Genomic DNA, 14,665 nt, shown 5'->3' with positions numbered 1-14,665 from the left:
ACAAAAGCTTCCGGGAGTATACGAAGGGCAACCAGTTTTGCGTAATCGGTTCCGTCAAGTCGAATATCGGTCATTGCGAAAGTGCAGCGGGCATTGCAGGACTGACAAAGGTGCTGCTGCAGCTCAAATACCGGCAGCTAGTGCCATCACTGCATTCCAAAGCGTTGAATCCAAATATCGATTTCGAGAATAGTCCATTTGTAGTCCAACAGGAACTCAAGGGATGGGAAAGGCCGATTGTAGAAATCGACGGGCGGAGTAAGGAGTATCCAAGAGTTGCGGGAATCTCCTCCTTCGGGGCCGGAGGTTCAAACGCCCATATCCTAGTAGCGGAATATATACCAGAGAAAGCGGAAATCCAACAGGAACCGGTAAGTGACAGCAGTCCAGCGGTCATCGTAATCTCCGCCAAAAATGAAGAGCAGCTTAATGAAAAGGCGAAGCAGCTGCTGGATGCCATAGAAGGACGGGGCTTCCGGGAAACGGATGTGTTCAATCTGGCCTATACGCTTCAGGTAGGACGCGAGGCGATGGAGGAACGGGCGGGTTTTATTGCAGAGAGCCTGGAGGAAGTCAAGGAGAAGCTAAGCAAGCTCATAGAGGGACACGATGAAGCGGAGGGAGTGTACCGGGGGCAACAGAAACGGAATAAAGAAACCATAACGGATCTATTTTCAGATGAAGAGCTGCAGGAAGTAATGGACAAATGGTTGCTCCAGAAAAAATATAGCCGGATTTTGGGGTTATGGGTAAAGGGGGGACAGGTAGAGTGGAGCAAACTCTACGGGGTCCAAAAAGCGAGACGGATCAGTCTTCCCACATACCCCTTTGCAAGAGAACGTTATTGGATAACAAATATTGTAGGGGGGGGAACTATTCCCTTCGACAAAAAGCCAGATGAAGTTGAACGAAAACAAATAAACAAGAAAACGTGCTTTGTTGAGAAAGGCTGGGAAAAGTCAAATATAACTAAAGTTAAAGCAAATATTAATGGGAAAATTATTATATTAGCTAATCAAGAGACCATGAAGCTTGCCGAAGAGGTTTCAAAACAATTACAATCCACGATGATTGTAACTTTAGAGGAAGTAATAAACAATTTTCCTGCCATTGAAGCGGATTTTAATAGCTATGGTGGTTACATTGATTTATTAGGTTGCGGATCCGAACGGATAGCCCTTGATCAGGATATAACCTTCCTGCAAAAGATGATTGAAAATGGAAAACGGAATGGGTTAATTTTACTTGGAGTTACAAAAGGATTAGAGCCGTTTGGAGACAATAACTCGATAAATCTGTCTGGTGCATCAAGAGTTGCATTATATCGTATGTTACAAAGTGAATATTCGCATGTCACTTCACGCCATGTAGATTTAGATAGCACGACGAGTGACAAACAACTGGCTGTATTCATTAAAAATGAGTTTTTGTCAGAGTCGAAAGAGGCCGAGATTTGTTATCGCGACAATATGCGCTATACCGCTATTATGAAAGAGGTGAAAGAAAACAAGCCCATTAAACAAACATTTCAATTCCCGAAAGAGCACGTGTTGTGGGTCACGGGTGGAACAAAAGGGATCGGGATGTTGTTAGCCCAACACTTTGTGGCTAAATATGGTGTAAAACATCTTGTTCTTATGGGAAGGGAAGAATTGCCTCCAAAAGAAGAGTGGAGAAGCTATGAAGAAGAAGATTCAACTCTTGCACATAAAATAAAAAATATTCGTAATCTGGAAAATATGGGGGCGACAGTTAAGGTTCTCACGGTCCCTTTGTTAGATGAACAAGCGCTTAAAGGTGCGATTGAACAAGTTAAAACGGAAATGGGGCCCATCGGAGGGGTGATACATAGTGCAGGTATGGTTAACATGCAAAATCCTGCATTTATTCGAAAATCGCTCGAAAGCATAAACCAAGTCCTGGAACCGAAGGTAAAAGGACTTGAAATACTTTATAGCTGCTTGTCGGATGAGCCTTTGAAATTTTTTGTATTATTATCGTCAGTTGCTGCAGCAATTCCGTCACTCGGAAGCGGACAAAGTGATTATGCAATGGCAAACGCTTTCATGGACTATTTTGCCCATCTTCATCATTCAGAGAACCATATTGTAAGTATCCAATGGCCGAACTGGAAGGAATCTGGCATGGGTGAAATTAAAGGAACAGCATACCGAAACACAGGAATACTAAGTTTGACGAATAATGAGGGCTTATCACTGTTAGATCAAATACTTGTTGGTCATTATGGCCCGGTAATTTTACCAACAGTTGTTAACACTGATCTATGGGACCCGCAGATGGTAATGAAAAAATCATTAACAGATAATAAAGCAACAAAAAAGGCAGCAATAAGTCTGTTTGAAGAAAGTAATGAATTATTAACACAAACGAAAAATTGGTTATTAGGATTATTTTCAAATGAATTAAAAATCGAGGAGTATAAAATCCAATCCCAAATTTCGTTTGAGGAATACGGTGTGGATTCCGTGTTAATGGCTCAAATCCTCCAACAGATTAATAATATCTTGGATGAAAATGTAGACCCGTCATTATTATTCGAATACCAAACTATCGATTCACTTGCAAAATATCTTTACCAAAAATATAACAACACTTTGGCTAAACGTTTTAATTTTACCGTGAATAATTCTATCGATTCAACCCATTCTTTAACAAATCAGAAAAGCCCTATCTCCATAAATCATATTGAAGAAAGAGCTACTTCTAGCGGTTCCTTAAGCGACTCCCCAAAAGGTTCAATTCTTCAGAATATAGCGGTCATTGGTATTTCGTGTCAGTTTCCTGGAGCCAATACGCTGGAGGAATATTGGGGACTTCTGAAATCGGGGAAATCTGCACTGGGTAAGGTTCCTTTTCAACGCTGGGGATATGAGAGTAATTTTTACGCCGGTTTGCTAGACAATATATCTAAATTTGATCCTCAGTTCTTTAAAATGTCTGAAGAAGATGTAAGGCTGATGGATCCACAAGCATTATTGTTGTTGAAAGAGTGTCTTAAGCTGATTTATCATGCCGGATACACGGAAAAAGAATTTGGAGGCACGAATACAGGAGTTTATATCGGTGGGAGAAGTGCTCATCAAATCGATGAACATCATTTAATGCATGCTCAAAATCCAATTTTAGCAGTGGCCCAAAATTTTTTGGCAACCAATATCTCTAAATATTTCGACTTGAAAGGACCTAGTCTTGTTGTAGACACAGCTTGTTCCTCCTCATTGGTTGCCATGCAAATTGCGTCACAGGCTCTAGTTCATAAAGAGATATCCTCTGCAATTGTTGGGGGAGTGAGTCTACTAACAACAGACGCCCCTCATAAAATTTTCGAAAGTAGAAAAATATTAAGTGAAAATCCTGAATATCATGTCTTTGATAAACGGGCTCAGGGTGTAGTTCTAGGTGAAGGAATTGGATTGGTATTATTAAAGACTGTGGAACAAGCCCTAAAGGATGGAGATAAAATCTTTGCGGTCATCAAGTCAATAGCTGTAAACAATGATGGTCGAACCGTAACCTCGACAGCTCCGAATTTTCAAGCCCATAAAGAAGTCATGGTTGCGGGAATAGATAAAAGCGGAAGAGAGGTGGCGGAAATAAGTTATTTAGAGACAAATGGATCAGGAACACAGCTCACAGATTTGTTGGAGCTTAAAGCCATTCAATCCGTATACCGCGAATCCAAGAAAGGCCCTCTATTTATAGGGTCGATCAAACCTAATATAGGACATCCCTTATGTGCAGAAGGAATCGCAAGCTTTATAAAAGTCGCAATGATGATTCACCACAAACAATTGGTTCCATTTATGTCGGGCTATGAGCAGATGGATTATTTTGATATGAACAATTCGCCATTATTTTTTAATAGGAAATTAATGGATTGGGAAAACCACCACAAAATTGCTGCTATAAATTGTTTTGCTGACGGAGGCACGAATGTTCATGTCATCATGGAAAACTGGGATGATGCCTTAGATTCGGAAAGAATGGTTAGAAGCTCAATAAATCCACCGGTGTTAGATGAGAAGGATTATAGTAGGACAACAGAAGCTAGTACTATTAATTCTGGAATGAATGATACCAAGCTTAAAAACACAAATATATGGGATATGTTTTAAAATGGAGGAAACCAAATGAATACAAAAATCAGGCTGACAAGAAATCACCCGCTTATGAAGAATCATAAAGTTTTTAATGTCGAAGTGCTTCCCGGCTTATCTTATATAGACATGATCTATCAAATGTTTAGGGCTAACGGCTACATTTATAGAGAGTTGGAACTTCGTAATCTCACGATTTATAAGCCCTTGCTCATTGGAAACGATAATCAAGAAACAATCTTACTCCATTGTCATGTTATCGGTAATGATGTTTGGCAAGTAACGGTGGAGAGATCGACTTCCTTGGAGAAGGTGCTTTATGCCACCGCGAAAATGCATCGAGTACCAATTCACGAATTTACCGAGCGTCTTGATCTTCATTTCATCCAAGATGCTGCCAACAATATAATCGATATTTATGATTTATATAAGCATTGTAGTAGTAAAGGGCTTGTGCATACCGGTATCATGCAAGCAACAGGAAAGATTTTAGTAGAGGATAATAAATTGCTTCTTAAACTTTCTGTAGGGGATAGTGAAAAGATAGAAGGCTTCATGTTTCATCCTGCTTTAATCGATGCAAGTGGTTTAGGAGTCATTGCTTTTTCACATCATGATATGCCTCGGGAAGATCAATTATTTTTACCAATTTGCTATGAATCATTTCGTGCTACGGATTTAATTAAAGATAAGTGTATAGTTAGAATTAAGAAAGAGTTGCTAAAATTTAGAAACGAACTTAGCACAGCAACATTAGAGTTTTTTGGCATGACAGGTGAAAAAATTGGCGAATTAAGTGGGTTATCCTGCAAAGTTGTAAGAGATGCCCAAGCAAATTTCTCTATTTTTCAAGAATCGTCTACCATGAATATTGAGAGTTCCAAAGCAATTCAAAATGATGATAGTAGTCTACATATCTGTCAAGACGATGATTTAAGCGATATTGTGGAAAATTTCTTGCGCAGAATGATTGCCCAAAAACTTGATCTAGCCATGCATGAAATTAGCAGCGATTCGGGATATTTTGAATTAGGTTTGGATTCTGCAGGATTATTATCCATCGTAAAAGATATTGATAACGTTATAAAGACTTCTTTGTCACCCACCTTATTATTTGAATATACTACACCGAGAGAATTGACAAACTTTCTGGTGGAGAAGCATAGAGAAGCATTTGAAAAAGCACGTGTGCTCATTCATCAAGAAGTAGAGGACTTTGGTACCAATACCTCATACGGATACCAGGTTGATAGTATAAAAAATGATCAGTCCGATGAGATGAGAGAAAAGTGCATCCAATCTGTACCTTCAGAAAAGGTGGAAGATAACCTTAAGGATATAGCGATTATTGGATTAGCTGGACAATATCCTAATGCATCCAATATGTATGAATTTTGGGGAAATCTATTGGCTGGAAAGGATTGTATTAGTGAGATTCCAGTAAGTAGATGGGATTGGAAGAAATACGACAATATAAAATCAGCCTACGGGAAAACGATCTCGAAGTGGGGAGGCTTTCTAGAAGATCCCAATTATTTTGATCCCCAGTTTTTTAAAATCTCACCTAGAGAAGCACAAATTATGGATCCCCAGGAGAGATTATTTCTTCAGACTTGTTGGGAAGCAATTGAGGACGCGGGTTATACACCGAAAAATTTAGTAAACCCACAAGGGCCCAATAATCTAAGAAGGGTCGGGGTATTTGCAGGAGTTATGCATAAAGATTATACCCTCTTGTGTGCTGACGAAATTGCTAAAGGAAAGGCGTTTCCATTTTCTCTAAACAATGCTTCGATTCCCAATCGTGTTTCTTATTTTTGTAATTTCCATGGTCCGAGCATGGCTATAGATACCGTGTGTTCATCTTCCCTCACTTCCGTTCATTTAGCTGTGGAGAGTTTGAAAAATGGGGAATGTGAAGTTGCCCTTGCTGGCGGAGTGAATGTATCCTTACATCCTGACAAATACATATCATACGGATTGATAGGGATGCATTCTAGCGATGGGTATTGTCGTTCCTTTGGAGAGGGCGGAGACGGATATGTGTCTTCGGAAGGAGTGGGTGCTATTGTTTTAAAGCCCCTTAATAAGGCAATTAAAGATGGGGACAACATCTATGCTACTATTAAAGGGAGTGCTATTAACCATGGTGGAACGACAAATGGTATGACTGTTCCAAGCCCAGTAGGACAATCTGATGTCATTATGATGTGTTTGGATAAAGCTGGTGTTCATCCACGTACCGTTAGCTATATTGAGGCCCATGGCACAGGTACTTCGCTAGGAGATCCAGTAGAGATAGAAGGTTTAATGAAAGCATTTGGCTTCTATACAGACGACAAACAATTTTGCTCGATAGGGTCCGTCAAAAGTAATGTTGGTCACACAGAAGGTGCAGGGGGGATATGTGGTCTGAGTAAAGTAATTTTACAATTATATTACAAAAAGCTAGTCCCATCCCTGCATTCAGATCAAATAAACCCCTATATTGATTTCGAGAAAACCCCGTTTTATTTGCAGAAAATGGCGGAGGAATGGAAGCAACCTTTAGTTCAAGATGGTTCCCGGACGATTTATTATCCTCGCAGAGCTGGAGTTAGTGCATTCGCGGCCTCAGGTTCTAATGCTCATATCATTCTAGAAGAATATAGCGCCAAGGAATCTGCTATTGCTCATCGCCCAGAGGGTAAGTATGTGATCGTTCCGATTTCTGCCAGAAACAATAAAGAATTAAAGGAGTATTGTTCGAAAATACTCAATCATTGTACGAATTGGTTGAACGGCCGCTTACAATATCCAAAGCATACTGATATCTTGTATAGCCTTGCTTATACCATGCAAGTTGGCAGAGAAGCAATGGAAGAACGTATTGCATTAGTAGTAAATGAGATGTCAGAATTAATAGATGAATTGCAGAAATTGGTAGTCAATGATCTGGAAGTGAATTCTCATTATCGCGGAAATGTAAAAAAACAAAATCAGAAAAGTAATGCTTCAAATTTCGACTCTCGCTTAATTAGTAGAAGTATTGAAAACGGCGATTACCATAAAATGGCCGAACTGTGGACGAAAGGTGCAGAAATAGACTGGAAACTAATTTATCATGGAAAAACACCAAAGCGGCTGAGCCTACCAACATACCCATTTAAAAAGGATAGTTACTCCATTTATGGAAAGGTAATCAATCATTATTCAAATGCAAATGCAAATGCAAATGCAAATGTCGATTCCTATAATTCCATAGATACAGATACACCAAAGAATGGACTTGATAAACTAGAGTTAGGTAATGAAGGTATAAAATTTGGGAAAATACATTTGCAAGCATTAACCAATCAATCTGTGCTAAATAAATCTTTGCCTCTAGGTACATCTAAAATAACACTGCCTCTAAACAATACGATGTCCCAAAAGGATTTCGAAGAGAAATGCTCTTTGAAACAAGCAGAGCAGGAGCCTACGAAAGAAACTATATTAAATAAACCCGTGCAGCGCGCATACAAGTTGGAACAATTGATCGAAGGATTGACGACAAGCTTGGCGGAAGCCTTGTATATGGATGTTGAGGATATAGATATCGATGCAACCTTCATAGATCTGGGGCTTGATTCAATCGTTGGTGTCGAGTGGATGCGTACATTAAACGCCATGTATAGGACATCCATAGCGGCGGCCAAAATTTACGAGTATCCAACGATTCGTAAGTTTGCGGAGTATTTGGAACAAGAATTGAATATGAGTGTTGAGGGAGAAACGGAAGAATCGATAAAAGATCCATGGTTCCTTGTTCCGGAAGAACAAGGGGATTCGGAGCAAGCCCGAGAAGGAATATCGCAAGAAGGAAATAAAGGGGTTGCAAAGCAGGAGCCTATAAAGGAAGCTATTCCGATTAAACCGGTGCAGCACGCATACAAGTTGGAGCAGTTGATCGAAGGATTGGCGACAAGCTTGGCGGAAGCCTTGTATATGGATGTTGAAGATATAGATATTGATGCAACTTTCATAGATCTGGGGCTTGATTCAATCGTTGGTGTCGAGTGGATGCGTACATTAAACGCCATGTATAGGACATCCATAGCGGCGGCCAAAATTTACGAGTATCCAACGATTCGTAAGTTTGCGGAGTATTTGGAACAAGAATTGAATATGGGTGTTGAAGGAGAAACGGAAGAATCGGTAAAAGATCCATGGTTCCTTTTTTCAGAAGAACAAGGGGATTCGGAGCAAGCCCGAGAAGGAATATCGCAAGAAGGAAATAAAGGGGTTGCAGAGCAGGAGCCTACAAAGGAAGCTATTCCGATTAAACCGGTGCAGCACGCATACAAGTTGGAACAATTGATCGAAGGATTGACGACAAGCTTGGCGGAAGCCTTGTATATGGATGTTGAGGATATAGATATCGATGCAACCTTCATAGATCTGGGGCTTGATTCAATCGTTGGTGTCGAGTGGATGCGTACATTAAACGCCATGTATAGGACATCCATAGCGGCGGCCAAAATTTACGAGTATCCAACGATTCGTAAGTTTGCGGAGTATTTGGAACAAGAATTGAATATGAGTGTTGAGGGAGAAACGGAAGAATCGATAAAAGATCCATGGTTCCTTGTTCCGGAAGAACAAGGGGATTCGGAGCAAGCCCGAGAAGGAATATCGCAAGAAGGAAATAAAGGGGTTGCAAAGCAGGAGCCTATAAAGGAAGCTATTCCGATTAAACCGGTGCAGCGCGAACACAAGTTGGAGCAGTTGATCGAAGGATTGGCGACAAGCTTGGCGGAAGCCTTGTATATGGATGTTGAAGATATAGATATTGATGCAACTTTCATAGATCTGGGGCTTGATTCAATCGTTGGTGTCGAGTGGATGCGTACATTAAACGCCATGTATAGGACATCCATAGCGGCGGCCAAAATTTACGAGTATCCAACGATTCGTAAGTTTGCGGAGTATTTGGAACAAGAATTGAATAAGCCAGGACAGGTAGGCCTACAACAAGCAGATATTTTCGAGTCTCAAGACAGGCCGGACACACACTTGAATACACTTAAGAAATCAAATTCAGAATTTCTTAAAGTAGTACGATTTGATGAAGGAGTCACTTCATTTGGATGGCCCAATCAACTAATGGCAGAGGGGAAAGAGGACATGGGAGAGGGATGTGAGGTTTATCCTATTAAAACAACAGGTGATAAACTTAGTAATGGCGAGCAGCTCAAGAATAACTGTTATATTATATTAGATAAAAGAACTAAATTATCGATAGTAGTAGATCCTGCCTGGGAGATTGAAAAAATAATAAATAAGGTTAATGCACTTAATTCAAAACTAGTAGCCATTCTACTAACCCATTCACATAATGACCACGTAAACCTAACAGAAGAATTGATGAAGTATTACAATCTCAATGTGTATATGTCCCGACTGGAAGTTGAATATTATAACTTTGAATGTAATAATCTTTCCACATTAAATGACATGGATGAAATCATTTTTGGCGATACAAGAATTACTTGCTTACTGACCCCTGGTCATACAGCTGGAGGGATGTGTTTTCTTTTACAAGATAGCATTCTTACTGGAGATACAATATTTGTTGAGGGATGTGGGGTTTGTCATTTAAAGGGAGGATCTCCTGAACAGATGTATAACAGCATTCAAAAAATAAAAAAGTGCATTCCACATCATGTCAAAGTATATCCAGGGCATTCATATGGTAAAGAACCAGGAGCGAGTATCGACTCTCTTATGAAAAATAACCTATATTTTCAGTTAACTAACTTGCAACAATTTACAGAGCTAAGGATGAGAGCAAACCCCAAAAGCATTGTTGCAATAGAATAGCCTTTTTCTATCTCTAAACAGATTTTTATCGTTAATGACAAGGTATCTCTATCATCGGGTGGAACTTTTTCATATCCTAATTTTTCGCCCGATGATGAGATATGATTTGGAACATGCATGATGTGTTAACTAGATCTATTAGCAAGAAACCATTAAGAGTGAGAGGGCGACAATGAATAATCAAAAAATAGTTTTTATGTGTGCAGGCCAAGGTTCTCAATATTATGAAATGGGAAGAGAACTTTTTAAATCAAGTTCAGAATTCCAAGATACCATGATAAAGTTGGATAAAGTCTTCTTTGATATTACTAAAGAGTCTATGATAGAAGTTCTGTATAGAAAAGAGATTCGAAAGAATAACAACTTTGATACAATAAAATATACCCATCCTGCTATTTTTATGGTTGAATATTCTTTGGCACAGTTATTGATAAATAATGGAATCTATCCCGAATACGTTGTCGGCAGCAGTCTTGGAGAATTCGTGAGTTGTGCTATCGCCAATGTAATGAATTACGAAGAGGCATTACATTGTATCATGAATCAGGCGAATGTCTTGGAAAGATATTGCAAAGAGGGCGGAATGATATCAATCATTTATGACTATAATTTGTTTTTTAATGAACCCATATTGTTTGAAAACTCGGAAATTGCATGTATTAATTATCAAACTAACTTTGTTGTTTCAGGCTTAATTCATAACTTGGAACTAATTGAGGCTTTTTTAAAAAAGAGAGGCATAACATTTGTAAGATTACCAGTCAAGTATGCATTTCATTCTTCTTTCATCGATTCAGCTTCAGAAAGTTATATAATTTCATTGGATAACATTATTTATAAAAAACCGGCAATAAAATTGATATCAAGTTTAACTGGGGCGGCAATCACAACCATGAACAAGACTTATTTTTGGGATATTGTTAGAAAACCCATCAATTTTGGAGAAGCATTAAAAACAATAGGCCATGCCAAGGATTTCTTGTACATTGATTTAAGTCCCTCAGGAACGCTGGCTAATTTTGCAAAGAGAAATATGGAAAGGGATTATGCTGAACAAGTTTTTACTATCATGAGCCCATTTCACAAGGATATGGAGAATGTAGAAAAACTTAAGAACCTTCTGAAGCCACGAACCCAAATACATATTCACAAGCATATCCATGAACACACGAACTTATATACAAACATGCGGTACTTGGAATTGAAGAGGGTTTTTCCGGAGATCAGAAAATTAAATGAGGTTGAAGAGGGGTGTCCTATTTTTTGGATACATGGAGGACTTGGCGGTGTAGGTGCTTACAGTGGGATCGCCGCGCAGATGAAACGACCTTTTTTTGGAATACAGGCACGCGGGTTTATGATAAACCATTCTCCTTTGATTGGGATTCAGAACATGTCGGCTTACTACGTTCAGATTATTAAGGCAGTACAACCTAAAGGTCCGTATGATCTTGGCGGATTCTCGTTAGGCGGGGTTTTAGCGTATGAAGTCGCACGACAACTTCAAAAATTGGGGGAAGAAGTTAATACAATTGTTTTGTTGGATTCGCCTTTTGGGTACATCAACCAAGGTGATGGGCTGCAGAGAAAACAGGTTAACCCCAAAACCTATATTCTGCAAGCGATTAATCTTGCGATATTAGCAAGCTTAAAACCGGATCAATTCAACGTATCCCAGAGTCTCATACATCGGAACGAGATTGATTTACAGTTAACAGAAGATGAATATATTGAAAAAGTTATTCACTTCGCTAAATTCCGGGGGTTAAATAAACCAGACAATTTTGTAAATGCTTTAATCCGATCCAACATAAAGCTTCGGCCAACATACAGAAGAGAAGAATATCATGTTCATCCGCTTACAAATATGACAAGATGTTATTATTTTAATAATATAAATAATGTCTTCCTGGGGGAATTGGAATCATATTTTATGGCAGAACAAGTTCATACATACGATGATCAAATGAATGCCTTGAATCAATGGGAAAATATCATTCCTAACTTGCGAGTGATTGATGTGGAAGCGTCAAATCATATGATGATGTTATCCGAAACGAGGTCCATTGAGGCAATTATAAAAAAATGCGGGAAGATATATGGTTGATTATGAATTTCTCTGAGAAGTAGAATATGCGATTCTACCGAGGCGTGTTAGTCATACATGCTGATTCGAGCGCCACAAGGAGGAAAACCTTTGTAAGCGTTTCGTATGGATCATCAAATCTACATGCATATAAATAATAGAATCCGTTGATTTATCCCGTTTCCCTGATCGATTTCACATAAGCTGTTTGTGATCAAATAGAAATGGAGGTTTCGTTCAGTAAAAATTCCTTGTTATGATCATCAGGAATTCCTTGATCAGAACTGGAAATTCCGGATGATAAAGAATATGGAGCAAAACCATCGCGTGAAAGAATTACAATTGTAGGAGATGGGACATTGCCAGATAACTAAGGAGGATTTCTGACCATACTAAATATTAACTCAACTTTCGATGCTCAAAATAGCCAAGACCCCAGTTGCTGTATGAGTTTAAACCCATTTTTTTCGTCGTATTGACAGTCTTTGTTCCCGCATGCTAGAAAGCAGTCGCAGTTCTTCACTTCCAGGCAAAGATGTCGTCTGTCGATTTTTGAAACATCCGGGTTATTCGTGGCGTGCTTTTCTTCATTCGCTCAGCCTAACAGTGGTTAGGCAGTTTACATTGCTCACTTCCACCAAACGGTTGAAAGTTTTTATCATCGATGACTCCACGCTTCAACAGAATCGCAGTAAAAAAGCAGAGCTACTTGCCAAAGTATTTGACCACTCAACAGGCCGATTTGCCAAGGGGTACACCATGTTAACTCTAGGGTGGTCGGACGGTTTTAGCTTTGCTCCAATTGACTTTTTCATGCTCACTTCCGCTAACATCGCCAACCGTCTAAACGAAATGACGACAGCCATCTCGAAGAGATGTCAAGGGTACAAACGACGTGTCTTACCCGTAAACCTGATGCGGTTATCAGCTTAATTCGGCGCGCCCTGCGTGCCGGTTTTAGTGCAGATTATGTCTTGATGGATAGTTGGTTTATTCAAATGCCGCTCATTCGACAGCTTTTCTCCAAAGGTCTTGATACAATTGGGAAGGTCAAGGAAATGAAACAACGTTACATCTACAAGAGTAAGCTACTCTCCCTGAGCGAGCTTTATAAGGTCCTCCCTAAAAACAAGAAATCGACCATCTGGAGCTCTGCAATTGTAGTATCCTCATGTGGCATGAAGGTTAAACTCATCCTTATTCAAAACCGTAACAAGCGTCGTGAATGGCAGGCTATTCTCAGTACTGATCTAACTTTTGAGCCTTGCGAGATTGTAAAAATCTATGGGATGAGATTGAGTATTGAGACTTTCTACAAACTAACTAAAAGCTATTTGAAACTAGGTACTGAATTCCAAGGCCGTTCTTTTGACATGCTCATCAATCATACGACAATTGTGTTTAGCCGCTACTTGGTTATGGAATATGAAAGACGACAATCAGGTGAAAGATTCAATTAAAATAGATGAAGATGGACTTTTTTTCAATACCCTTAAATGGATTGCTTATCAAAAATGGAGTCCTAATCCTACATCCTCTCCATCTTTTGGATGTCCTCATTGCAGGGAGGACGTTGAAGGGCTTCCTTTTGATGCTAATGAAGGAATGTGTTCAGAATGTGGAAAAGAAGTCTTGTGCCCCTGATAGTGTTTCCTCCGCGTATATGCTTATAATTGAAATTCTTATACTTTTTACAGTAATTAGACTATTTTGGGACCACACTGATAAGTATCAACTAACTGATACACTATTTATTAAACATGGCCCACTTACACTCAGGAGTCAGTATTCTAAACTTGTACCGTCCATAAGAGCACTCTTGGAATTCGCAAAACAGTCTGGGCGACCAATCCACATTATAGGTCAAGAAAAGAGTGGAGCATTTTATGACCACTTATCAACGATTTCAAGGTATGCACCTCCAAAAGAACGTGGCGAAAAATTACACTTCGGTGTATTATCGCACGATTACGTAAGAAGAGAAATATATAGAACTCCAGACTTGAGTAACCCTTATGGAAAAAGAACAAATTGGGGCGAAAAGGTCTACGTTAAATTCGATCCTAACACTTACATGGTTCTTAATATTCCTATTGGTGCTTACAACGACGATGTTAATTTTCCACGTAAGACTAAATTAATTGGTTATGAAAGGATATTGGCTACATTGCCCAGTTTAATTAGCCATAAATACGAGGGAGCATTATTTCCTATCGAACTAGCTAATGGTATTGCATCGATGCCTAGTTATCCATCTGCAAAGATTCTGCAAAGGTTTGCAATAAATTCGAGATAATTAATAATTAGGTATAAGTGAATGTTATCGCGGCACTTATATTGGCAAACGAGTTAAATAGGAGTAAAAATGAATTATGACAAACCTCGTTACAGAGAACTCCTCTTTATGACAATTATCATTACAATGAGTGCCAAATAGTCATTACAAAACACCCCTAAAAGGGGTGTTTCAATGACAAAGTGAAATACAACTCACAGAAGATTTGTAACGTAGATTTGTCATAGCTAAGTCGGTCCCGATGTGGCTCAAAGCCTTGATACATCGGGATTTTTTTGTTGAACATATTAAACAAGAACATATTATGAAATCGAGAAGAAATGA

The 14,665-nt window shown here is 39.2% G+C and carries 4 protein-coding genes and 1 pseudogene; all 5 read left to right on the top strand.

Translation table 11 applies throughout. The features are described 5' to 3' along the window. Positions 1-4,136: type I polyketide synthase (locus HQN90_RS37555; RefSeq protein ID WP_173227923.1), on the top strand; the 4,136-nt coding region annotated here is incomplete at its 5' end. 15 nt (positions 4,137-4,151) lie between these two features. Then, complete coding sequence (locus HQN90_RS37550) at positions 4,152-9,959, top strand: beta-ketoacyl synthase N-terminal-like domain-containing protein (RefSeq protein WP_173227922.1); 5,808 nt, start codon at positions 4,152-4,154, stop codon at positions 9,957-9,959. Positions 9,960-10,131: 172 nt separating this feature from the next. Further along, complete coding sequence (locus tag HQN90_RS37545) at positions 10,132-12,066, top strand: acyltransferase domain-containing protein (protein WP_173227921.1); 1,935 nt, start codon at positions 10,132-10,134, stop codon at positions 12,064-12,066. Positions 12,067-12,537: 471 nt separating this feature from the next. After that, a pseudogene (locus tag HQN90_RS40115) lies at positions 12,538-13,493 on the top strand (IS4 family transposase); the annotation flags it as partial. A gap of 17 nt (positions 13,494-13,510) precedes the next feature. Further along, the gene (locus HQN90_RS37530; RefSeq protein WP_173227918.1) at positions 13,511-14,341 is read left to right on the top strand and encodes a hypothetical protein; all 831 of its coding nucleotides are present in this window, start codon (positions 13,511-13,513) and stop codon (positions 14,339-14,341) included. Positions 14,342-14,665: the final 324 nt, after the last annotated feature.

This window comes from Paenibacillus alba (assembly GCF_013204855.1).
GTDB classification, from domain to species: domain Bacteria; phylum Bacillota; class Bacilli; order Paenibacillales; family NBRC-103111; genus Paenibacillus_E; species Paenibacillus_E alba.
This window is presented reverse-complemented; position numbering and strand designations above follow the sequence as displayed.